Here is a 24,442-nt window from a genome sequence, read left to right on the forward strand (position 1 = left end):
TTGCGTTATATTAGCAGTATTCTATCAAGAAATCAATGAATAAGGAAATCGATAAAGATCCACATAAGAATATAATCATAAAGGGTGCCAGAGTTCACAATCTTAAAAATATTGATGTAGCCATTCCAAAAAACAAGCTGGTGGTAATCACCGGTATGTCGGGTTCTGGTAAGTCGTCGCTGGCATTTGATACGCTTTACGCTGAAGGTCAGCGACGTTATGTTGAGAGCTTATCTTCCTATGCAAGACAGTTCATGGGGAGAATGAATAAGCCTGATGTAGATTACATCAAAGGTATTGCTCCGGCTATTGCAATAGAGCAAAAAGTGATCACTTCAAATCCGAGGTCAACTGTCGGTACATCTACTGAAATATATGATTACCTCAAGTTGCTGTTTTCAAGGATCGGCAAAACGATTTCTCCGGTTTCCGGAGAGGTTGTAAAAAAAGATACCGTAAGCACTGTCGTAGATTTTATTTCGGGGTTAGGCGAGGGGAGCGTGGTTACCATATTTTGTCCGCTTTTCCCGCACAATAATCGCTCAGTTAAAGAAGAGCTTGCTGTACTTCTCCAAAAGGGTTTTTTAAGGGTTTCTTACCTGGATAAAATTGAAAAGATAGAGAATATCCTGGAAGACGAATCTTTTAAAGATTTTGAACTTACAGATGAGCATACCATCAAAATCCTTATCGACCGTATTGTCGTCGCTTCTGATGATGAAACACTAAGCCGGATCGCTGATTCGGTTCAGACTGCTTTTTTTGAAGGTAAAGGCGATTGTTTTGTTGAGGAGAACGAAAAATCAAATCACTTCTGCGACAGGTTTGAGCTTGATGGAATTCGTTTTGAAGAACCTACACCAAACTTTTTTAGTTTTAATAATCCTTATGGGGCTTGTAAGCGATGTGAAGGGTATGGAAATGTAATAGGAATTGATGAGGATTTGGTTATTCCGGATAAAAGTAAAAGTGTTTATGATAATGCAATCGCACCATGGCGCGGAGAGAAAATGCGGATCTGGCTGGAGAAGTTGATTGCTACTGCCAGTAAATTTGATTTCCCCATTCACAGACCTTTTAGTGAATTGACTGAAAAACAGCAGCAGGTACTATGGACGGGCAATAAATACTTCGCCGGACTCGATGCTTTCTTTAAAGAATTGGAGGAGCAAACCTATAAGATACAGTATCGTGTAATGCTTTCAAGATACAGAGGCAAAACAAATTGTCCGGATTGTAAGGGTTCAAGACTCCGCAAAGACGCATCTTATGTAAAGATAAACGATAAATCAATTATTGATATCGTATTGATGCCATTGTCTAAGATCCTGAATTTCTTTGATAACCTTAAACTGTCATCAAATGATGAAAAGATCTCAAAACGTTTGTTGGCAGAAGTTTCCAGCAGGGTTTTGTACTTAAATAACGTAGGATTAGGTTACCTGACCTTAAACCGTCTTTCTAATACACTTTCAGGTGGAGAATCCCAGCGTATCAACCTGGCCACCTCTTTAGGGAGCAGTCTGGTTGGATCTGTATATGTACTGGATGAACCGAGTATCGGCTTACACCCAAGAGACACCAATAAGCTGATAGAGGTATTGTTGTCGCTGAGAAATGTGGGTAACACCGTTCTTGTAGTCGAGCACGAAGAAGAGATGATGAGGGCTGCAGATCACATCATTGATATTGGCCCAGAAGCGGGAACTCATGGCGGAAACCTTGTATTCAGCGGAACATATGATCAGATTATTAAAGATAAAAAGAGCTTAACAGGCAAATATCTCTCAGGTGCAGAAAGTATTGCTTTACCGGGGAAGCGAAGGAACTGGAAAGATCACATTTTAATTAAAGGAGCCAGAGAAAACAACCTTAAAAACATCGATGTCAAATTCCCTATAGGTGTCTTTACCGTTGTAAGCGGTGTTTCAGGCTCCGGCAAGACCAGTTTGGTTAAGAAAATATTGTATCCGGCATTGCAAAAAGCGATAGGAAACTATGCTGGCGAGCAGACTGGAGCATATGATGGCATATTTGGTAATTATGAGCTGATCAGCCAGGTAGAAATGGTTGACCAAAATCCAATAGGTCGGTCATCACGATCCAATCCTGTAACCTATGTGAAAGCATGGGATGATGTAAGGGCCTTATTTGCTGCTTTACCAGCTTCAAAAGCCGGCGGATTAAAACCTGCGGCATTCTCTTTTAACGTTGAAGGAGGAAGGTGCGATGTGTGTCAGGGTGAAGGCGAGGTAAAAATCGAAATGCAGTTTATGGCAGATATCTATCTTCCATGTGAGGCCTGTGGCGGCAGGAGGTTCAAACAACAGGTTTTGGATGTTACCTACCAGGATAAAAATGTGGCAGACATTTTAGACCTTACCATAGAAGAAGCTGTTGAGTTTTTTAAGAGCGAACCAAAGATCCTGAACAAACTTCAGCCCCTGGTGGATGTTGGTCTTGGTTATGTTCACCTCGGCCAATCCTCAAATACCCTGTCTGGCGGAGAAGCTCAGCGGATCAAGCTTGCCTCTTTTCTGATTAAAGGTAATAATGCAAATAAGACCTTATTTATATTTGACGAACCGACTACCGGGCTGCATTTTCATGACATTAAGAAATTGCTGATTGCTTTGAATACATTGATAGAACAGGGCAATACCATCCTGGTGATAGAGCACAATATGGACATGATCAAGTCTGCAGACTGGGTGATTGACATCGGCCCTGAAGGTGGGGATATGGGAGGCAATATAGTTTTTGAAGGTACTCCTGAAGATCTTGTTGAGGTAAAAGCATCTTATACCGGTAAGTATTTAAAAGCTCATATGAAATAATTGTATCTTCGCGCATGCTTTTTTTAACCCTCTTTATTGGCATCATACTAAATGCCATTGGCTATATACCGCCAGGAAACATCAACCTGACAGTTGCGCAGCTTACCATTAACAAAGGTATGCGCCAGGCCTGGTCGTTTATCCTGTCTTTTTCCTGTGTAGAGGTTTTCTTCACCTTTGGAATGATGCGTTTTGCCCGTTGGCTCTCAAGCGATGTAAGCCTCGATTACAAAATCTATGGTTTTAGCATCAGTACCTATATAGATGCATTTATGGTGATGCTGTTCTTGATTATGGGAACGATTACCTGGATGCAGCGAAATAAAACGCCGAAAGCGAAGGATAGTAATTCAAGCAAAGGAGGGAGCGTATTTTATGGGATGTTGCTGGGTGTTTTAAACCCTGTACAGATTCCTTTTTGGCTGTTTTTTGGCAATTATGTGATCCTGCACGAATGGATTGAAATAGATTATCTTTCCCTGGTTATCTTTAGCTTGGGCTCCGGTATGGGGTCAGCTCTGGCGCTTTATGGTTACGCGCATTTCGCACGTTATATCCAGGAAAAATTTGCCTTAAGCAGTTATTTGATCAATAAGTCTATTGCTATCTTCCTTTGGGTGTTGGCATTGTACCTGATTGTCAAGCAAGTGGTTATCTACTTAAGATAAATTACTTCTTCAGAAATTCCAGGTTCCAGATTTTTTCAGCCCTGCGGCCTATCAGCCAAAAGGAAGCAGCCAATACGCAGAAGAATATGGCTTTATGCCAGGTGTCCCAGAAATACTCAAAATACCTGGTGTACAGGTTGATGAATAAAAATGTGATTCCAAATTCACGGGCAATGGGATCCCTGTATTTTAGTCCTACGAATATACTGGCGATGCATACTGCAGCAGAGATCAATCCCCAGTAGAACAGATGTAGCTGTTTGATGTTATACCATTCCTCTAGTGTGCCAAAATTGCCAAATACGGATAAAAGCCATAGGGAGATAAAAAGATAGATCATTCCGCAGATATAATTGGTTTGATAGAAGATGTCAAGTCGTTTGCTACGCTTCAGGAAAAAGGAAATTCCCGTAACAAAGGCACCAAAAAGAACGAAACGAAGCGGGTAATTCATTCCAAGGAAGTACCAGTTCCACCTGGATAAATACCCGGTTTCTGTGCCAAACCAGGCGCCTAATGAAATCAATACAAATGCCCAGATTAACCTTGATCTAAAGACATAAGCCAATGCCCCATAAATGATTACCGATCCGAGAATTAATAAAGAAAAATGTCCGCCTCCATTGTCCAATGCCTTACCAAGGTAGGCAATGGCATTTGCTGTGAGCATTACAGCTGTAAAGACCATCGCTTCATTACTGAAAACCTGATGAGCTTTAGATGCTTTCCTTTTAAATGCGAAAAAGTACAGGACAGCGGCACCTACAGCCGATAAGGCACTAATCATAAAATCAGAGGCATCAAAAAGCTGTTCCAGATAGGTCAAAATCTTCTTGTCGATCAGCAATGCACCGAGCGAAATCACTCCACAGGCCATAGCTATCCAGAAGGAGTACTGAGCCAGTCTGCGCCAATCAAATGATTTTGTTTCATAGCTGTTTCGAAGTTTGTCTGCATCTTCAGCTGAAAGCAGATTTTCTTCTTGCCAATGATTCAGCATCTCATCTAAAAACTCACTTTTTTCCTGATCTATCTTCATTACAGAATAATTGGGCTTAGATTACTTTAACAAATCTGGCACCTTTTTGTTGTTGCCCACAATCCAGACAATATCTTCATTTTCAAATACCATATTTGAATCAGGGTTTAAGATTCTCTCGCCTTTTCGTTCTATACCAACCACAAGGCCCTGAGTAGTTTCTCTGATGCCTGAATTCCGGATACTTTGTCCGAATACAGGAGAGTGACTATTGATCACCACCTTTTGAAGTGTCATGTCTTGCTTTGGAAAGCTGGAAGTATTATTTTCTTCAATGCTGCCTTCAAATAATTGTTTTACTGCAGCAAGCTGGTCATCAGTCCCGATGATTAGTACTTTATCATTCGGATAAAGGCGCTCATCCCTGCCAGGAGTAGGTATCATGATCTTACCTCTTTCGATCAAGGCGATATTGATTCCGTACTTTTCTCTCACTGATAATTCTACCAGTGTCTGACCTACCAGCCTCGATTCCGGTGCTACGGTTAATTCTGTAAGGTGCGTATCCCAGGGCAAAATTTCCGGTTGCGCGTTTTGGGCTTCCCTGGCATTTAAATTCAGAAGGAACCTGCTTTCCAGCCTGTTGTAGAAGCTTTGAAGTTTTCTTGAGAAAATGACCATACCTGAAACAATCAAGGCAAGTGCGATTAATATGGCTACCCAGGTGCTATAAAATTGATAGATGAGGAAACCGACAAAGAAGATTGCCAATGCAATTCGCACAACCTCCAGGGCAATTAGTGGTCCCCGTGTATATTTTTTATTGAGCCATAAATGGGTATAGGCTTTTCGCTCTATCCTCCTTATCGCAAGCGCCCATAAAAAAGGGGTCATGATTACTAAGGTGACTACCAGGCTTATGACGATACCATTATTGCCATTGATGATATTTTTAGTTACAAAAGGTTGCAGGTATCGTGAGCCTAGGAATGCGAGTGCTATTAATATCACCGAGTGGATGATGATGTTGAAGGTATAAGACTTAAGGAGTACTTTCCAGTCACTTAATGTGGTGATCCCAGCGGTACTTGAACTATAGCTGTTGATGCCCTCTACCCATTTTTTAGGAAGTGTACGTTCTAAAAACAGGTAAAATGGTTCGGAGAATTTTATTAAATAAGGGGTAGTAAAGGTTGTAATCGCTGATACCGCTACAGCGATAGGATATAGGAAATCACTGGTCACTTTCAGCGTCAAACCCAGCGTAGCGATGATAAACGAAAACTCGCCTATTTGGGCCAGGCTCAGGCCTGTTTGCACAGAAGTTTTTAAAGGCTGTCCGGATACCAGAGCTCCTAAACCGGAGCTGATGAATTTGCCAAATACCGTGGCTAGTGTAATGACCAGAATAGGAACAGCATAATCTACCAATATTTTTGGATCAATCAGCATTCCGACCGATACAAAGAAAATGGCTGCAAATAGGTCTTTTACAGATTTTGTCAGGTGTTCAATTCTTTCGGCCTGGGTAGTCTCAGCCAGGATAGAACCCATGATAAAGGCTCCTAAAGCAGGGGAGAAGCCTACTTTTACAGCAAGCAGCACCATGATCAGGCATAGCGCAATCGAAACGATCAGCATGGTTTCATCATTCATCAGTTTCTTGGTGGCTTTCAGGAATGTGGGAACCAGGAATATGCCTCCAATAAACCATAACACCAGGAAGAAACATAGCTTGAGTATAGAAATGAGCATTTCAGAACCGGCAAATTGTTGGCTTACAGCCAAAGTTGACAGCAAAACCAATAATAATATGGCCACTAAATCCTCTACGATGAGCACCCCGAATACCAGTCCGGCAAACTTCTTGTGTTTTACGCCCAATTCCTCAAAGGCCCTTATAATGATGGTCGTGGAGGATACTGATAGGATGCCACCCAAAAATATACTGTCCATGGTAGACCAGCCCATTGCCATTCCGGCTACGAAGCCAATAAGCAGCATAAATACAACTTCTACAATAGCTGTTATAGAAGCGGAGCCCCCAACTTTTACCAGTTTTTTAAAACTGAATTCCAGTCCTAAACTGAACAAAAGGAAAATAACACCTATTTCTGCCCATATATGAATACTTTCATTGTCCGTTACCGTTGGGATGAATTTTATATGGGGCCCAACAAGGAGACCGGCCAAAATATAGCCAAGAACCAGTGGTTGTTTTATTCTTTTGAAAAGTAAAGTAGTTATCCCGGCAGCGGCAAGTATTAAGCCCAGATCAGTAATTAAGACTGGTAAATGTATCATAGAAAATATGGGTTTCTCGTAAGATACGAAAAAAAGAGGCTTTTTTCCTAATTAGGAGGCATATTTGATGCGCAGACCACTGAGTCATGCTGTAGTCCGCTCGTCATCTCGAACGCAGAGAGAGATCTCTTGAACTATACTCAACCATGAGATCTCTCACTGCGTTCGAGATGAAGTGGCGTATAATTGACGACCGATGCAAACGCTAAAATCTTCTTACAACTTACTAAAATAACTCAGCGTATTTTCCTTGTCTTTTTGCAATTGCAACTTGAGTGCTTCCAGCCCCGTAAACTTAACATCATGTCTCAGAAATTCAAGGAAGGTCATGGTGATATCCTGCCCGTAAATCTCCTTATTAAAATCGAATATGTTTACCTCAATATTCCTGGTCATGCCGTTTATAGTTGGGCGCTGACCAATATAAGCCATTCCTTTAAAAAAGCCTTCTTCCATGCGCACTGTTACCGCATAAATGCCATCTGAAGGGATTAATTTATAAGTTTCTTCTACAAAAAGATTCGCTGTAGGGAAGCCGATCGTCCGCCCGATTTTGTCTCCTTTGATTACCCGGCCACTAAGAGAAAAATTATAGCCAAGATATGTCGCCGCTAAACCTACTTCTCCGTTTAACAATGCCTTTCTAATTTTGGTAGAGCTTACCGCAACATCATCAATATCCTGTTCAGGAATCTCTTCTATTTTATACTCAAGCACCTCCGAAAGATCTTCCAGCTCTTTTAGCCCACCCTTTCTGTCTTTTCCAAAGCGATGATCATAGCCAACAATAAGGTGTTTGATGCCTATGGTGTCAACGAGAATATTTTTAATGTACTCTTCCGGACTAAGGTTGGAAAAATCACGGGTGAAAGGAGTGATGATCAGGTGGTCAACTCCAAGTTCTTCCAGGATTTTTGCTTTTTCATGGATGGTGTTGATCATTTTAAGATCCTGATTCTCGGGATCAATGATCATTCTCGGATGAGGAAAAAATGTCAGGATTACACTTTCACCACCAGTAGTTTTGGCCAGCTCACAAAGTCGCTTAATGATCTTTTGGTGGCCATAATGCACCCCGTCAAATGTGCCTATAGTCGCTACCGCATTGTTCAGCTTCTTAAATTCAGAAAAGTTATGATATATCTTCAATATGAAATCAAATTAATGTAACGTTTGGCGTTTTACGACGCCGCCTTTAATATCAGCTATTTGCTGTTGGACGACAAAAGCATCAGCGTCAATTTGCCTGATTTCTGTTTGCAGTTTGCTCATCTCCAGCTTTGTAACTACAGTGTATAAGATGTCTATATCTTTTTTTATACCATAGCCACCCTCACCCTTGTATATGGTCACTCCCCGCTTCATCTTGTCGATAATAAACGCTTTTATCTCCTCATTCTTATCAGAGATAATCGTTACACCGGTATATTGCTCAAGTCCGTTGACTACAAAGTCTACAGTTTTTGAAGCCGAAAGGTAAGTAAGTATGGAATACATGGCAGTTTCTATTCCTAAAAAGATAGCAGCAAAGCCAAATATGATAATGTTTAGGATCAGGATAATATTGCCTACAGTCAGCATACTGTTCCTGCTGATGTATAATGCCAATACTTCGGTCCCATCTATGACACAGCCGCCGCGCATAGCCAATCCAATACCGGCTCCAAGAAACAACCCTCCAAATACAGCGATCAACAGTTTTTCATGCGTTATTGGTTCGAAAGGTATTACACTCAATGACACCGCAAGCACAACGATCGCAATCGAGGTTTTAATGGCAAAACTTTTACTGATCTGTTTATAACCCAATATAACAAAAGGAATATTGATCAGAATGATCAGATAAGAAAGGTTGTAGCCGGTAAGGGTTCTTATGGTCAAAGATATACCAGTAACTCCTCCATCGATAAACTCGTTGGGCATCAGAAAGCTTTTCAATCCGAAACAAGCAGATACAATGCCGCATGTAATCAGCAATAGATCTCTTATGAACCGTGTTTTTTTGCTTTTCAGATGGCTTTGCATATCATTTAAAAAGTGTTAATTATTGTCCTGATGTGGTGGCAATTCTTTTTTACTCCGCAAATGGCCTACCAAATCTGATACCTCAAATGCATTTTTTAATAAGAAATTTCCGCTTCTGGTCCTGGTAAGTTTTGAAAGATAAGCACCATTGTTCAGTTGTTTCCCAAAATCAGAAACTAAAGACCGGATATAGGTTCCCTTACTGCATACAATTCTAAAATCGATCTCAGGAAGGGCAATCCTGGTGATCTCGAATGCTGAAACCGTAACATCTCTTAAGCGCAGTTCAGTTTCTTCGCCTCTTCTTGCTTTAACATACAGGCGTTCACCATTTACTTTGACCGCAGAATGTGCCGGTGGGTATTGTTGTATGTTTCCTGTGAAGGGTTTTACAGCCTCGTATATAGCCTCGTCAGAAATGTCCTGGATCGAAAATTCCTCGTCTACCACGGTCTCCATATCAAAGGATGGGGTAGTGGCACCCAGGATCATTGTTCCGGTGTATTCCTTCTCTTCAGCCTGAAAAGTATCTATTTTCTTAGTTAACTTCCCTGTACAGATGATGAGCAGTCCTGTTGCCAGCGGATCCAAAGTACCTGCATGGCCAACTTTCAGCTTCAGTGGCTTTAACGAATTACGGATCTTGCCTACCACATCAAAACTTGTCCATTTGTATGGCTTATTGATCAGGAGTAATTCGCCTTCCGCAAAATTGAACTCAGGAAATTCAGGGGTTTTAGTTGATTCTTCGTGGTCTGTCATTACAATACATTCATTTCAACTCCCGAATAATAAAGTGCGATCAAAACTACGCCTATGATGATCCGGTACCAGCCAAAAATGCGAAAGCCATGTTTGGATAAAAATCCTATAAATGATTTTATGGCAATGATGGCGACTATAAATGCTACGATATTGCCAAACAGCAGGAGCTTAACATTCTCAGTGTTCAGCAAATGATACCCTTTCAGTAATTTATATCCTGTTGCAGCACACATAGTAGGCACAGCAAGAAAAAAGGAGAACTCCGCAGCTACATGCCTGGTTAATTTCTGCTGCATCCCACCAATAATAGTGGCAGCGCTTCTGCTCAATCCCGGAAAAACTACAGCAAGGACCTGAAAACATCCGATTTTGAATGCATTCATATTCGTGATGTCATGTTCACTTTCGATGGTTTGGGCTTTGAAGAATTTGTCGATAAACAAAAGGACTAATCCTCCAATGAGCAGCACTACTGCGATGAATAATGGATTGCCTAGGGTATTGTCAATAAAGTCATTTAGTAAAAAGCCAAAGAATAGGGCGGGTATAACCGCTATGATGAGCTTAATATAGAACTGCCATTTACTGAAGTCAAAGAATTTCTTCCAGTACAAAACTACCACAGCTAAAATTGCCCCTAATTGTATGGCTACTTCAAAAAGTTTTACGAAATCATCGTTGCCAATTCCCATAAAAGAACTTGCAATAACCATATGACCGGTCGATGAAACCGGTAAAAATTCAGTGAGCCCTTCTATTATCGCTAGAATAAGGGCCTGTAAATAATCCATGAAGCGCTCTTATTTTTTTAATATGGCATAAACGCCAAAACCGAACCCGGCCAATACAACCATAGGGGCCAGTAAAGTTTTTCTGAAATCGTAGATGTCAGTAGTACCTATCATTAAAATAAAGCCAAGCACTACTATCGCAATGCTGATCAACAATAACTGATAATTCTTTTTAGTGAATACCAGTTCATTTTTTGCTTCTTCTTTTATTGGACTTGTTTTTCTTTCTATCATTATCTTATCTGTAAAGATCGTAAATTTTTAAACGCAGATACCGGCTTACTGCAAAAGATGTACTGATACCTGTTATAAAGATACCCACACCTATTAAACCAAGTAAGACAAAACCAAATTCTGTATAGTTTCTTAAAAAAACTATTTCAGGAATTTCCCTTTGTACATAATACAATATACCTAATAATATCAATATTGCTATGAATGCAGCGATAAGACCGTGCAGGGCGGCAATCAAAATGAAGGGCTTGCGAATGAAATTTCTGGTAGCACCTACTAATTGCATGCTTTTAATCAGGAAGCGTTGAGAATAAATCGCCAGTCTGATGGTGTTGTTGATCAGGGCAACAGAAATGATCAATAAAATAGCCGCAAATCCTAAGATAATCAAGCCAATGGTATTGATGTTTTTGTTTACCATATCAATCAAAGAGCTTTGGTATATGACCTCTTTAACTACAGGGTTTTTTGCAATGCTGGCTTTAAGGGCGTCTATGCTCTTATTGTTGGCATAATCTGCTTTTAAATAAACATCAACGGTTGAAAGCAATGGATTATAGCCTAAGAAATTGACAAAATCTTCCCCAAGATCATTGGTTAGATTTCTCGCAGCCATCTCCTTATTTACGTATTGCGTATTTTTTACAGCGGGATTTAAGTTCAGCTCTTTTTGGAATTGCAGGACATCCGTTTCCTTTGCACCTTCATCCACGATGATGTTCAATACGATATTTTCTTTAACATAATTGGAAAGGTTTTTTGCATGTACCAGTATAAGTCCAAGCATACCCAGCATCAATAACACCAATGCAATGCTAAATATTGTAGAGATATAAATAGTTTTTGTCTTCTTAGAAGCATCGCTAACTTCAAATTCTTCCATAGCTTGTATTTATGTTTTGCGAAATTAAAAAAATATAAGCATATAATGCTTTAATGTATTTAAAATATAAAGCCTGTAGCCGTTATAACGGATTTGAATGGCAATTAGTTCAGTGCACGAGATATTTAATTCAAGAAAAACATAAAATTAAGAGGCATTGATATGTTTGTACCAAAACAAATTTTTATTCGTTAATTTTTAAAATTAATCATTTCTATTCACCTAAATCCCCCGAGTGGGTACATTTTTTTATGAAAAAACAATTATTTTTAGCATTCGCATTATTATTTGCCGTTGCAGTCGTTGGTTGTAAAAAACAGAATGAGGCAACCAAGCCATTAAGAACTAAAGCTATAGGCAGATGGGAAGCGGTAAAAATTGAAACTACAATTGGCGGAGCAGCTCCTGTTACCGTTACCTACACCTCGTCAGATTATTATGACTTTAAAGACGGAGAAGAAGACATCTTAGAACGTAAACTAGGTGCTGCAGTTCAGTCTGGTAATTATGTTTTTCTGTCCGGCAATAACTTCAACATCACAATTGATGGCAAAACTTATAATTGTGTAGCTAATACCATCACTGCCAACCAATTTGACTTTACTGCTAAAGAAGGCACCACTACTTTAAAAATATACCTGAAAAGGTAAAAAAATCTTATGTTTGGCATTTAAATCATGCAGCGTTTAAATGCCAACATTTTTTTTCTCTGTAAATGGGGGATATTGCTCCTAATCGTGGGCGGGGTATCCGGCACGTTGTCTGCACTTTTTTTAACTCTTTTAAATTTAGCTACTAATTTCCGTGTAAGCCACAGCTGGATGCTTTATCTATTGCCGTTGGCCGGTTTATTGATTGGCTGGTTTTATCAGCATATGGGAAAAGGTATTGAAAGGGGCAATAACTTGATTTTTGATACCATTCATAATCCGAAAGACATCATCCCTTTTAAAATGACTCCTATGGTGCTTGCCGGAACCATCCTCACCCATTTATTTGGAGGGTCTGCAGGAAGGGAAGGCACTGCGTTACAAATGTCAGCTGCTGCGGCAGACCAGCTGCATAAACCATTCCGGTTGTCTCCAAAAGAAAGAACGATCTTATTAATCGCAGGATTAAGTGCGGGTTTTGCATCTGTATTTGGTACGCCGCTTGCCGGGACAATTTTTGGAATAGAAGTATTATTGATCACAGGGATCCCATTTGTTTCTATTATCCCTGCGCTAATTGGCGCTTACCTGGCATCTTATGTCACTGGACTATGGGGCGTGGGACATACCCATTACCAAATTGACCTTATTCCTGCAATGAACTTAGTCGGTGCTGGATATACTGTTGTTGCCGGAGTGTTTTTTAGTATCGCTGCAGTCCTTTTTGTCAAATTTACACATCAGATTGCTGCTTTTTCGAAGAAAATTGACTACGCGCCTTTTCGCCCTTTAATAGGTGGCGTAGTGATCATTTGTTTGGTGCTGGCCCTTGATACCTATAAATATCTCGGGCTGGGTATCCCTATCATTGTTGATGCTTTTCAGCATCAGGCTTTGCCGCAGGATTTTATTTTAAAAATACTATTTACAGGTATCACACTTGGCGCAGGATTTAAAGGAGGAGAAGTTACGCCATTGTTTTTCATAGGGGCTACGCTTGGCAGTGCCTTGTCATTTATCCTGCCGCTTCCTGTCGGACTATTGGCTGGAATGGGATTTGTAGCTGTATTTGGTGCGGCGGCAAAAACACCCCTTGCATGTATCGTCATGGCCATGGAGCTGTTTGGTATATCATGCGGCCCTTATATAGCCATAGCCTGTGTCATTTCATTTTTATTTTCCGGCAGTTACAGCATCTATAACATCGCCGAAAATAAAACCCCTAAACACCTGATTTTTGGCAAATTTTCATTAACCCCTTTATTTCTTTATTTTCGCGCTATATTAAGGAAATAGCAGTAATGGACTACCAATTTAAAGAAATAGAGCAAAAGTGGCAGAAACACTGGGCTCAAAACCAAACTTTTAAAGCAGAAAAAGACAGTACAAAGCCTAAGTTCTATGTGCTGGATATGTTTCCATATCCTTCAGGAGCTGGATTGCATGTTGGCCACCCGCTCGGATACATTGCTTCAGATATATTTTCAAGATACAAAAGGTTAAAAGGATATAATGTCTTACACCCCATGGGGTACGATTCATTTGGTCTGCCGGCCGAACAATATGCTATCCAAACAGGGCAGCACCCGGCATTGACTACCGAAACAAACATAAATACGTATAGAACACAACTGGATAAAATTGGGTTTTCATTTGATTGGAGCAGGGAAGTGCGTACCAGCGATCCATCTTACTACAAGTGGACCCAGTGGATCTTTATGCAGTTATTTAATTCATGGTACAATCTGGAAACAGATAAAGCCGAGGACATCACAACCCTAATTGAGAAATTTAACGCTGCAGGAAGTGCAGATGTAAGGGCGGTTTGTGATGAAGATGTAAGATCCTTCCTTCCGAGCGACTGGGCTACGATGACTGATGAACAGAAGCAGGAAGAATTGTTGAAATACAGGTTGACCTATTTGAGAGAGAGTACTGTAAACTGGTGCCCGGCATTGGGAACTGTACTGGCCAATGATGAGGTGAAGGATGGTTACTCAGAGCGTGGAGGTCACCCGGTGGAGCAAAAGAAAATGATGCAGTGGAGTATGCGGATTTCTGCCTATGCGGATCGTCTGCTTCAAGGTTTAAATACCATTGACTGGCCGGAACCTGTAAAAGAAATGCAGCGTAACTGGATAGGCAAGAGCGTAGGTGCTTCAGTTAGATTTGCTATAGAAAATGCACCTGCAGGTATCGCAGATTATATTGAAGTGTTCACAACACGTGTTGATACCATATTTGGGGTTTCTTACCTCGTTTTGGCTCCTGAACATGAGTTGGTAACAGCGCTCACTACACCTGAACAACTCGATACTGTCAACACCTATATCACTCAAACCAAGAAGAAATCAGAGCTGGACCGTATGGCCGATACAAAGACAGTATCAGGTGCATTTACAGGAAGCTATGTGATTAATCCCGTAAGCGGAGAGCGCGTTCAATTGTGGATTGCCGATTATGTCCTCGCGGGATACGGTACAGGAGCAGTAATGGGCGTTCCAAGTGGTGATCAGCGTGATTGGTTATTCGCAACTCATTTTGGTCTACCAATTGTACAGATTCTGGATGCGCAGACGGACATCGCAACACAGGCAGATCCTACAAAAGAAGGTAAATACATCAACTCAGGGTTTATCAACGGCATGAATTATAACGAAGCTACCACTACGTTGAATGCCTGGCTGGAAGAGAAGAGCGCAGGAAAAGCAAAAGTGAATTACCGCATGCGCGATGCTATTTTTGGTCGCCAGCGTTATTGGGGCGAACCTATTCCTGTATATTTTAAAGACGGACTGCCTTATCTCATAAAAGAGGAAGAATTGCCTTTATTACTTCCCGAGATTGATAAGTATTTGCCTACAGAAACAGGAGAACCTCCATTGGGAAGGGCAGAAAACTGGAGTTATGATGATCAATATGAGTATGAATTGAGCACAATGCCTGGTTGGGCTGGTTCCAGCTGGTATTGGTACCGCTATATGGACGCAACAAATGATTCTGATTTCGCTGCCAATGAGGCAATCGAATACTGGAAAGATGTTGATCTATATATTGGCGGTGCAGAACACGCTACAGGACATTTGTTGTACAGCCGCTTCTGGAATAAATTCCTGAAAGATCTCGGTTATGTAAAAGAAGAAGAACCTTTTAAAAAGCTGATCAATCAGGGGATGATCCAGGGCCGGAGTAACTTTGTCTACAGAGTTGTAGATGAAGAAGGCAGGGGCACAAATACCTTAGTTTCTTATGGATTAAGAAAGGATTATAAAACTTCAGCATTGCATGTTGACGTAAATATAGTGGAGAACGAGGTCTTGAATATAGAGAAGTTTAAGCTATTCAGACCTGAATTTGCTAATGCAGAATTTATTCTTGAAAACGGTAAATACATCTGTGGTGTAGAAGTTGAAAAGATGTCAAAATCTAAGTTCAACGTGGTGAATCCTGATGTGCTGATTGAGAATTATGGAGCAGATACATTGCGTATGTACGAAATGTTTTTAGGTCCACTGGAACAAAGCAAGCCATGGAATACCAATGGTATTGAAGGCGTGTTTAAATTCCTGCGCAAGTTCTGGCGTTTATTCCATAACGAACAATGGGTATTTCACGTAACTGATTCAGTTCCTTCAAAAGCGGAACTAAAGGCTTTGCATAAAATTATTAAAAAGGTCCAGGACGATATTGAGCGTTTTTCATTCAATACATCAGTATCGAGTTTCATGATCGCCGTTAATGAGTTAACCGACCTGAAATGCAAAAATCGCCAGGTGCTGGAAGATTTGGTAATTGTGCTATCTCCTTATGCACCTCACATCTGTGAAGAGCTATGGTCATTATTAGGCCATGAAGGTGGAAGTCTTTCTTATGTTGAGTACCCTAAATTCAATCCTGCTTATCTGGTTGAAGATGAATTTAGCTACCCGATTTCAGTTAACGGAAAGACCCGTTTGAATCTGAACTTAAGTTTGGCTTTACAACCTAAAGAAATTGAGGAAACAGTGCTTGCAAATGAAGATGTTCAGAAATATCTGGAAGGAAAAGCCCCTAAGAAAGTAATAGTTGTTCCGGGAAGAATCGTCAATATTGTTATTTAGTAGGAGGATAGGCTGAGTTTGGTCTGTGCTCGGTATGCGTTCGTATCAACTAGGGTATTGGTTCGGTGTTGCTAGGGTGTTGGTTCGGTTCCAGTCGAACCAACACCCTAGCTGGTACGGAGTGAAAACGTAGTTGATATGAATGCACACCAAACACAAGGTAAGTCTTTTGCTATTTGTCCATAGGCTGATGGCTCAGAAAAAAATACCGCTATGCCTAATAGTCCCATTTTTTCATTAAAATATAAATTTAGCATCAGTAATTTTTAAAACTCCGGTTCATCTGCTTTTCCGTTTCCCGGTAAATCTTATTCATGATACTCTGGTGCCTGTCCGCTTCGGATTGCGCAGCCGGTCTGTAACCTGCCTGGGGAATGTTATTATTCGGCATCGGCCTGCTGTTCTGCGTACCACCTCTGCCATAAGTTTTCTCCCACCACTCGTTATATGCCGCATTTTCAGCCGTATAATCCCGGGCTTCCTGCTTTTCTAACCTCTGCTCCTTATAATCCGCATCAGGAAAACCATAATCCTGCAGTGTAATCCGTCTTGGCTGCGTATCATCTATCCTTTTCAGCTGAAGTAGTGCAAGGTCCCTGTCGTCATATAACAGCCAGTTGTCCAAGGCAAGTGTGTACCATTTTTTTGCTGCCGCTTTATCAACAGGAAGTCCCCATCCATATTGATACAACATACCCATATGAATCATTCCCCTGGCATCACCCGCTTCAGCTGATTTGGTCGCACAATACAGCGCTACTTTATAAGGACTTTCCGCATTAAAAAAAACATTCATAGCCCTGCCACATCCCGCATTTGCCGCCATTTTGTAATAAGCCAATTTTATATTGGATAAACTGTCATAAACTTTGATCAGTCTCGCTCCACTGTGATAGATATCATTAGCCGCATTGGCCTGCTTGTAATAGGCTTCCCCCATCCCATACATGGCAAGCCCGCTGCCAGCATCGATCCCCTTTTGAAAATAATATTTTGCCGTATCGATATCCACTCTGGCAACGACATCATGATAATTATCAAGCCATTGCCAGCCGATATAGTACCAGGCATCCGCATCACCTTCCGCTGCTGCTTTCAGAAACTGCGGATGCGACTTTTTAAAATCAATGTCTTTCCAGGCTTTCAGCCCTTTTTCAAAATACTTGCTGTGCTGCGCTGGTTTTTTACGTTCCACGAGCACCACATCATTTGCAGCTGCCTTTTTAACCTCCTGGCTACGACCCCATAAATTATCTGTTTTTATACCCGGCTCCTGTGCTGCCACCGAATTTTGAACCACAGCAGCACCGGTTTTCCCGGCAGGTATCGGTGCATTCTTACTATCCAAAGGATCCAATACTTTACCAGTTTTATCAATATGATAATACCCCTTATCAGTACTTACCATTGCAACACCATCCGAAAACGAATAAACAAATTTATACTGCACCGGGATTACCATTTTTCCATCTTTGTTGATGTAACCATATCCTGCACCCCATACGGGAGCAACCGAGGCCATACCCTCACTAAAATCATCCACTCTGTCATAAACAGGCGGTACAATTACTTTACCAACATGATTGATAAAGCCCCATTTTTTATTGAGCCTCACCTTAACCAAACCTTCATGAAACACCTTTGCTTCTTCGTAAGTAAACGGAATGACCTGCTTTCCGTTTTTATTGATAAATCCCCATTTCCCATCCAACTGAACCGCCGCCAGGCCTTCGCCAAATGCTTCTGCCCATTCATACATGAATGGAATTACGGCTTTATCATCCTTATTAATAAATCCACTTTTTCCATTTGCACTAACTGCACCCATTCCCTCCGAAAAATCAAGTGCAAAAGAATATTTATAAGGAATTACCAAATTGCCTTTACTGTCCTTATAACCGTAGCAATCGCAATCCTTATTCCATATAGCTTTTAAGTCTTGCGCCATTAGCGATGAGCTAAATACGACCAACAGTATGGTTAGTATTGGTTTTATCATCTTGTTTTTATTTTCCGTAAATAATGATCGTAAAATTACTTTTCCCTGCTTCTTCACTATTTCTATAGTAAATCGTTTGAAAAACAAGTAAGGGTTTGTTGGCGCCGAGGCCATAAACATTGGTAGTAATATCGCCTTCCTCTTCTGTGCCATCACTCACCGTTTTATATAGCTTGAGGTCAGCGAATTTCACTTTAATAAACTCCTTTACAGCCACCTGTACTCCCTTTGATTGTGCCAAAGGAGTGATCCAGTTTAAAGTGGCGGTATTTGGGAATATACCGATTTTTACTTCGCCGACATCAGCTTTGAGTTTGGAAGGATAAAATACTGAAGTTGTGTCGGTCTGTTCTCCTTTGATATCTGCAAAATTATTCCTGGCATTCAGACAAAATGTCCCGAGCAGGACTTTGTAATCCTGCGATTGTGCATATATATTAGTCGCAGTTCCTACAAAGAGGAACAGTAATAAAGAAAGTACTTGTTTCATCAGTATATAATTGTTGATTCTATTTTATTAGCCATCTGGTTAAATTTCAGAGCTATAATTTTTTTGCTGTAAAAGTACCTGAACCTTCTACGCCCCTTCTTTTCATGGTCCCGGTAAGCGTGCTGCCATCGCTGCTCAGTGTGCCGGTATTGTCCCAGAAATAATCGCCGCCTGCAGTATGCTCTTTAAACACGAAATTTACAGTACTGCCCTCTTGCGTCCAGGAGCCTGAATAGGTGTTGCCCGCTGCAATATGCCAGGCGAAAACGTTTCCATTTCCGCCAAATTCAAATATGTTTTCGGTAAATGAAATGCCGGTTACATTCATCGTAACGTGCCAGTTGGTGTTGTTTACCGATGCCTGCGCAGGAACAGCCTCTTTCTCTTTTTTGCAGGACAATAATGCAAATACTATAGCCGCTGCTATGAATAATCTTTTCATTTTATTTACGAAGGTTTACCGATAATTTTGCATGTGAGTTTGCAAAATTACCCTCTCTAAACATGTTTATATTATCGAATTTGACCTCTAATGTTCCGTTGGCAAATATTACCTGAATGGTTTGGTTCTCCTCTGCCCAGTGGATAACATCAATATTAGTGTTTGAATTTGTAGTAGAATTGATGGCTACTGCATTTTGCACCCTGGCCAGGTTGTTGTAAGATGTTACAGTATATGTTCCGCTGGGTGGTGGGCCTATGGTGTTGAAGTAAATTCTAAGCCAGCAACGATCTAATCCTAAATTATCATCGCCTTTCATGTCGAGCAACTGATACCCCTGTGTACTGAATGTACCTGATATTTGTGTATATACTACTGACGATTTCATAGAGCTGTTATCTACATCAATGCGCCAGGTATTAAGTGCTAATGATGATTTGCCTTTGTCGTCTTTTTTACAGGCATTGATAGACAACAGCGTAATCAATCCGAGTGTTAAATAAATAATTTGTTTCATGTAGTGTTTCTATTTTATTATGGATTAAGTTTTACAATTTCCAATCTGAACCTGGGGTCGTTAATGCTAAAGAGATCTTCTCTTTTTTGATAGACTACGGCATAATAAGCCCCGTTATAATACTGGCAGGTGGCCAGGCCTATCTGTTCATACTGCTGGTTTGGATAATCGGCTGTTGCATATTTGCCTACTGTTTTGGCGCCCTGTGCATTGACGATGGCTAATGCTGTATATTTACTGCTTTGGATGCTGTTGTACAGCATATAAGCAGAATAATCAGGGGTAAACTTTACGGCAGCATCGGCCCCCTCTACCGGCCGGGTACCAATAGCTGCCCTGCTCATAAAGCTGCTGCCTATATCGGCAGGGAGGGCAATGTCACCGTAAAGTTTGGTAAACTGTGTAGTCCCCTTTTGCCATTGGTAGCAATGTACTTTGTTAAAACCTAAACCGGCTCCTCCAGGCGCTGTTTCACCTATCAGCACCGTGTACTTGTCATTTACCACAGTGCTGGCAATAATCATGTTCGCACTTGTGAAATTAGCTGCGTTTAAACCCGGTATTTCCTGCCTGGTCAAGGTGAAAAAACTTTGCTCCATACCAGTTCTGGATATAAAGTCAGGATTGTTCTTAAGAATGGAGAAGTAGACTTTAGCGCCTTCTGTAGACACCAGGAACTGATTGATTTCTCCGCCCGAAAGGCGCAGCGCGTCAAAGGCTTTCCAGTTGGTAGGATCAAGACGCCATACGTTTTCAGTAACTGAAAAATTGCCGGTATTCGGAAAAGTATAAGAAAGCACATATGCCTGTTTATTGCCTCCCGGGACACTCATCGTTAATCCGCCATCACCATACCAGTTGATGGGCCTTATAGCAGGTGTTGTGTAATCGGTGTTATTACCAGCAATAAGTGCATCATCAGTATATATAGATACAGTATAGTTACTGCCCTCCATTTTCATATAAACCGGGGTAAAAGTCCCTGGAATAAACCTGGTGCTGTAGAAAAATGCCCAGCCGCCCCTTTTTAGCGGAATGCTTGCGGGAATTGCAGATCCGGGAGTAAATTTAACCTTGTAGGTTAGCGTGCCTTGTACTCCGGTCATTTTGTAATCTTCGCTGTAGAGCAATGCCAGCTGATTGTCTACCACTGTAAGGTCGTAAGGGGTTATTGCATTTGAGCCTGCAAAAGCATACACTGCATGAATGAAAGGAATAGTGCCCACTTTTTTCCAGCCAGTTGATTCGTTGATCAATGAACCGGATGATGCGTTTTCGCCTTCACCCGAAGCATTGTTTTTTTTACAGGCGCCTGTAAGCATCAAAACTGCAAGCGCGGCATAAGCTATATTTTTATTTTTCATCTGTTTGGATTAATCATTTTTGGCAAATATCCAGGACATGTTGAATGAAACATTCCTGGTTTTTATGTTGGGGTCGGCAACCTCGTATTGAACATTGGCCAGGCCCCAGTCGTACTTAAAATGGAAACCTAATTTTTTGCTAAGTCTGAATCCGATGAGGAATTGCAGTCCTGCATCCATTTTCTTAAAATCGGTACTGTTGAATTTTCTTTCAGAAGTACTGTCGTCAAACTCTACCGTTTCGCTTTTTCCGCCTGAGAGGTATCCCAGAAAGGGAGCAGCTCCAATCTCAAAATCATATTCATCATTTACTGGCAAAGCCACTATAGCCGGTATGGTAAGCTGAATGTAGTTGAGGCGATTGAGGCGTTTCATAGGGCCTGTAAAGCCAATGGGATAAATGTAATAGATTCTTGTGCCCTTTACCGTATAACTTAATTCAGGTAACAGGTACAATTTTTCAGTGAGCGATTTCTTGTATTGCAAACCAAAATTGTAAGACATGATGGTTTTTCGCTCTACATCAAATGTCGTTTCGGCATATTTATACTTGGCCAGGTTTACACCGGCATCGATACCCAACTGTGCGAAAGCACCAAAGGTGAGCCCGATGAGAGAGATTGTTAAAATTAGTTTTTTCATCTGTTTAATGGTTTTAATAAACAGCTGTAAAATTATCTCTATCTACCTCAAACCATGTGTGATATTGCCCGATACATGTCTCATCTTGCTGGATATTTGTCTCAATAAACGGGTTTGAGCACAGTGCAGCTATGAATTTGCAGAGAATAAAATGCTTGTGGGCTGGCTCAGGTATTCAGAGGGGGTAAGTGACGTACATTTTTTAAAGGCCCGGTAAAATGATGCCCGGCTGTTAAAGCCAGCTTCGTAAGCAATAGCCTCAATCGTGAGGAGGTTTATTTTGTTCCCCAAAAGTTCTTTGGCCTTATCAACCCGTTTTTCATTGATCAGGTCGAAGAAGTTTTTATTCATCTCTTTGTTGATCGCTGCGGAGATCTTTTCAGTTGAAATGTGCATTTCCCTGGCCAAAATTCCAATCGTGAGGTCTGGGTTGGTGTAAATGCCGGATCGCATTAGATGTTCTTCAATGCACCCGGCCAAGACCTGTAGCTCAGACCCTGGAACCGTAGTCAGTTTTATTTCATCCATTTTCATTTCCTCACTGGCCGGCAAAGTATCCTTCAAGAACTGCCCGTAGGTTTCAGTAGTAAAAATGGCATGGTGCCGAAAAGTATAAAATAAAATGAAAAAATAAATACAGGTGATCAGGCAGGGTAGGTATAAATACTCTACCAGGTATTGCGGTAAGATAATGTATAGGACGATTGTTGCTGTGGTAAGTACAAAGCCGAGGGCTACAAACTGGGTAATAAAAATTAACTTGGTTTTTTCAAGGTTAGATACAGTACTGATCAGCCGCTTTTTGTATTGAACCAGCTTAGAAGCTGAGGCAAACATACTGGATAAAATCGTCAGCATTCCAAATATATTGATTACTGTCATTTGCCAGGGCAGGGGTTCATTTAGTAAGGATGTGACAAAACCCGGACGCTCCGTTAACGGAAGCATTAGGTAAGTTGCAGGGAATGTAAGTCCAAAAGCCGATAGGAGGAAGCCAATAATCCAGATTGGATGTTTCAATTTTAAATGGGAGCCGGTAAACAAACAAGTGTAGGTAAAAAATAACGGGCCGAAATAGGAAGATGTGCACCAGGAGAGAAAAAACAGGTAAGGGAAATCTGTAAAATAGCCGCCTACAATTGTCGCATTACCAAGAAAGGAAATGGCTGTATCCAGTAAAATAAGTGCCAGTATTTTATTGGGCAGGGTATTGTTTTTTCTGAAAAAGAACGCAACAAATAAAATTATTAAATTAAGCGCAAGACAGATGTTTAGAGCGAACATATTTTATTTATTTGCCGATTTTGATAATGGTACAATAATGTATGAAAGGGATTCCCTAACATTCTCCCTTTCAAAGCAAATATATGCTATCTATCATCTCATCAGGAAAAAAAAATGTTTAAGTTTATATTCATGACAGATAAAAATAAATCAAACATACTTCCTTGTGTAGTATTTATCCTATGGATTTCTTTGTTCAATATTTCTTCTTATGCTCAGGTAGTAAAGCCAGTAACCAAATCTAATGACAACCAAGCTGATAAACCCTGGGTATCGACAGGAAATATTGAAAATGAAGAGTGGCATGGGTTTAAGATACATAAATTCCATATCGATAAGTTTATTATTCAGATAGCTGAACCGAAAACACCTCTTAAAAGTAAAGTTTGGGTGATGAGCATTGGTGAAATTGGCGATGGTTTTCATTGGGAAATCGATGACCGACTATTAAAATCAGGCGCTTTCGTCGTTGCTATAAATTCTTATAATACCTATGGTTCAGATTATGGTCTGAACCTTATGGATAGTGTGTATAACCTTGCTCGCAAAAAATTTGAATTACCCGAAAAATGTAATTTGTTTGGTGTTTCCAGAGCCGGGCTTTCGGTCTACCGTTGGACCATACGCCACCCAGAGCGCGTAGCATCTATTTACTGTGAGGGTCCGGTGTTGGATTTTAAAACATGGCCTATGGCTTGGCAGCCATCAGCCGCTAACTGGACTGAATTGAAGCAATATTATGGTTTTGCGAGTGACGCTGAGGCTATGTCGTATACAGGGAATCCTATTGACAATATGAGTATTATCGCAAAAGCAAAAATACCTATCAGGCACGTGATTAGCCTTACGGATGACCATGACACGAAAATTGTTCCAAATGAAAAGAATACGCTGAAGGCTCAGCAATATTTGAAAGAGAACGGACATGCTATGGAGGTTATAATTACACCTAAGGATATGAAAGTTCCTTACGCATTCGATAACGAGTCGGTGCGATTTATGATTTCAAATGGATACAAAGATGTTTTGGGCCTTGAGAAGAAATAGTAAGCGGGACTTTCGGCGAAATACCACACAGTCTAGTTAAAATGTATTCTTTTTATGAAAAAAAGATGATCACTATCAACATTATAAAGAAAGCCACCACCTGAATTTTCCAATCATAATGGTTTCTATATGTTGTCCAGGGATGGTTTTTCCAGTCCTTCTTTTGCTTATTCTCCATACATAAATATACAAAGTTTTTCTTAAAGATCTAAATATGAACCATTATCGATTATCCTGCTTGTTTTATTATAGCAGGACTGAAGCGGTGTACAGGGCAGGATGTGCTTTGATGTATGTGTTTCTGTGATTCTGAAGATAGGTCGGAGGTAGCGGATATTAGGTGTTTGGAGAGGTTTGTGGTTTAGTTTACATAAGGGGCTTTGTGCAAAACGAAGGCGTTTTTTGAAAAATTGCTTACCTT

General features: G+C 40.7%; 21 protein-coding genes. 6 read left to right on the top strand and 15 right to left on the bottom strand.

Annotated features, from left to right (window positions below; translation table 11 throughout):
* Window positions 1-35 precede the first annotated feature (35 nt).
* Together uvrA and R2Q78_RS10710 are read left to right on the top strand one after the other, a co-directional pair.
* Window positions 36-2,837, top strand: a complete 2,802-nt coding sequence (gene uvrA, locus R2Q78_RS10705; RefSeq protein WP_316791638.1) for an excinuclease ABC subunit UvrA — start codon at window positions 36-38, stop codon at window positions 2,835-2,837.
* A 14-nt stretch (window positions 2,838-2,851) separates the two neighbouring features.
* Window positions 2,852-3,505 carry a LysE family transporter gene (locus R2Q78_RS10710; protein WP_316791639.1) on the top strand — a complete coding sequence of 218 codons (654 nt, stop codon included), beginning with the start codon at window positions 2,852-2,854 and terminating at the stop codon, window positions 3,503-3,505.
* Window position 3,506: 1 nt separating this feature from the next.
* Here the strand turns inward: R2Q78_RS10710 and R2Q78_RS10715 are convergent, their stop codons facing one another.
* From R2Q78_RS10715 to R2Q78_RS10750, 8 genes are all read right to left on the bottom strand, one after another.
* A complete protein-coding gene (locus R2Q78_RS10715; protein WP_316791641.1) occupies window positions 3,507-4,544 on the bottom strand; it encodes a DUF2157 domain-containing protein in 1,038 nt (345 codons plus the stop codon).
* Between the two features lie 21 nt (window positions 4,545-4,565).
* A complete protein-coding gene (locus tag R2Q78_RS10720; protein ID WP_316791643.1) occupies window positions 4,566-6,788 on the bottom strand; it encodes a cation:proton antiporter in 2,223 nt (740 codons plus the stop codon).
* Between the two features lie 216 nt (window positions 6,789-7,004).
* Window positions 7,005-7,937 carry a bifunctional riboflavin kinase/FAD synthetase gene (locus tag R2Q78_RS10725; RefSeq protein ID WP_316791645.1) on the bottom strand — a complete coding sequence of 311 codons (933 nt, stop codon included), beginning with the start codon at window positions 7,935-7,937 and terminating at the stop codon, window positions 7,005-7,007.
* Window positions 7,938-7,949: 12 nt separating this feature from the next.
* Complete coding sequence (locus R2Q78_RS10730; RefSeq protein ID WP_316791647.1) at window positions 7,950-8,813, bottom strand: YitT family protein; 864 nt, start codon at window positions 8,811-8,813, stop codon at window positions 7,950-7,952.
* Window positions 8,814-8,828: 15 nt separating this feature from the next.
* The gene (truB, locus tag R2Q78_RS10735) at window positions 8,829-9,575 is read right to left on the bottom strand and encodes a tRNA pseudouridine(55) synthase TruB (protein WP_316791649.1); all 747 of its coding nucleotides are present in this window, start codon (window positions 9,573-9,575) and stop codon (window positions 8,829-8,831) included.
* Window positions 9,575-10,369 carry an undecaprenyl-diphosphate phosphatase gene (locus R2Q78_RS10740; RefSeq protein WP_316791652.1) on the bottom strand — a complete coding sequence of 265 codons (795 nt, stop codon included), beginning with the start codon at window positions 10,367-10,369 and terminating at the stop codon, window positions 9,575-9,577. The genes truB and R2Q78_RS10740 overlap by 1 nt, the downstream gene beginning before the upstream one ends.
* A 9-nt stretch (window positions 10,370-10,378) precedes the next feature.
* On the bottom strand, window positions 10,379-10,603 hold the full coding sequence (locus tag R2Q78_RS10745) for a DUF3098 domain-containing protein (protein WP_136837766.1): 225 nt from the start codon (window positions 10,601-10,603) through the stop codon (window positions 10,379-10,381).
* Between the two features lie 4 nt (window positions 10,604-10,607).
* Window positions 10,608-11,486, bottom strand: coding sequence for a cell division protein FtsX (locus R2Q78_RS10750; protein WP_316791656.1), 879 nt, complete (start codon window positions 11,484-11,486; stop codon window positions 10,608-10,610).
* Between the two features lie 251 nt (window positions 11,487-11,737).
* Between R2Q78_RS10750 and R2Q78_RS10755 the strand changes: the two genes are divergently transcribed.
* The 3 genes from R2Q78_RS10755 to leuS are packed head-to-tail and all read left to right on the top strand — an operon-like array spanning window position 11,738 to window position 16,236.
* Window positions 11,738-12,136 carry a hypothetical protein gene (locus tag R2Q78_RS10755; RefSeq protein ID WP_316791659.1) on the top strand — a complete coding sequence of 133 codons (399 nt, stop codon included), beginning with the start codon at window positions 11,738-11,740 and terminating at the stop codon, window positions 12,134-12,136.
* Between the two features lie 27 nt (window positions 12,137-12,163).
* The gene (locus tag R2Q78_RS10760) at window positions 12,164-13,432 is read left to right on the top strand and encodes a chloride channel protein (protein ID WP_316791661.1); all 1,269 of its coding nucleotides are present in this window, start codon (window positions 12,164-12,166) and stop codon (window positions 13,430-13,432) included.
* Between the two features lie 5 nt (window positions 13,433-13,437).
* On the top strand, window positions 13,438-16,236 hold the full coding sequence (gene leuS, locus R2Q78_RS10765) for a leucine--tRNA ligase (RefSeq protein WP_316791664.1): 2,799 nt from the start codon (window positions 13,438-13,440) through the stop codon (window positions 16,234-16,236).
* Window positions 16,237-16,492: 256 nt separating this feature from the next.
* Here leuS and R2Q78_RS10770 read toward each other — a convergent pair whose 3' ends face one another.
* The 7 genes from R2Q78_RS10770 to R2Q78_RS10800 form a co-directional block, all read right to left on the bottom strand.
* On the bottom strand, window positions 16,493-18,235 hold the full coding sequence (locus R2Q78_RS10770; RefSeq protein ID WP_316791666.1) for an SEL1-like repeat protein: 1,743 nt from the start codon (window positions 18,233-18,235) through the stop codon (window positions 16,493-16,495).
* Between the two features lie 7 nt (window positions 18,236-18,242).
* A complete protein-coding gene (locus tag R2Q78_RS10775) occupies window positions 18,243-18,725 on the bottom strand; it encodes a hypothetical protein (RefSeq protein ID WP_316791668.1) in 483 nt (160 codons plus the stop codon).
* A gap of 52 nt (window positions 18,726-18,777) precedes the next feature.
* Window positions 18,778-19,167, bottom strand: a complete 390-nt coding sequence (locus R2Q78_RS10780; RefSeq protein WP_316791670.1) for a hypothetical protein — start codon at window positions 19,165-19,167, stop codon at window positions 18,778-18,780.
* Window position 19,168: 1 nt separating this feature from the next.
* A complete protein-coding gene (locus R2Q78_RS10785) occupies window positions 19,169-19,684 on the bottom strand; it encodes a hypothetical protein (RefSeq protein WP_316791671.1) in 516 nt (171 codons plus the stop codon).
* A gap of 17 nt (window positions 19,685-19,701) precedes the next feature.
* A complete protein-coding gene (locus R2Q78_RS10790; RefSeq protein ID WP_316791674.1) occupies window positions 19,702-21,048 on the bottom strand; it encodes a hypothetical protein in 1,347 nt (448 codons plus the stop codon).
* A 9-nt stretch (window positions 21,049-21,057) separates the two neighbouring features.
* The gene (locus R2Q78_RS10795) at window positions 21,058-21,690 is read right to left on the bottom strand and encodes a porin family protein (protein WP_316791676.1); all 633 of its coding nucleotides are present in this window, start codon (window positions 21,688-21,690) and stop codon (window positions 21,058-21,060) included.
* A 129-nt stretch (window positions 21,691-21,819) separates the two neighbouring features.
* Window positions 21,820-22,974, bottom strand: coding sequence for an AraC family transcriptional regulator (locus R2Q78_RS10800; RefSeq protein ID WP_316791679.1), 1,155 nt, complete (start codon window positions 22,972-22,974; stop codon window positions 21,820-21,822).
* A 132-nt stretch (window positions 22,975-23,106) separates the two neighbouring features.
* On the opposite strand from R2Q78_RS10800, the gene R2Q78_RS10805 reads away from it, so the two are divergent.
* Complete coding sequence (locus tag R2Q78_RS10805; RefSeq protein WP_316791681.1) at window positions 23,107-24,021, top strand: hypothetical protein; 915 nt, start codon at window positions 23,107-23,109, stop codon at window positions 24,019-24,021.
* Window positions 24,022-24,442: the final 421 nt, after the last annotated feature.

The sequence above is a fragment of the Pedobacter frigoris genome (genome assembly GCF_032678645.1).
Classification (GTDB): Bacteria; Bacteroidota; Bacteroidia; order Sphingobacteriales; family Sphingobacteriaceae; genus Pedobacter; species Pedobacter frigoris_A.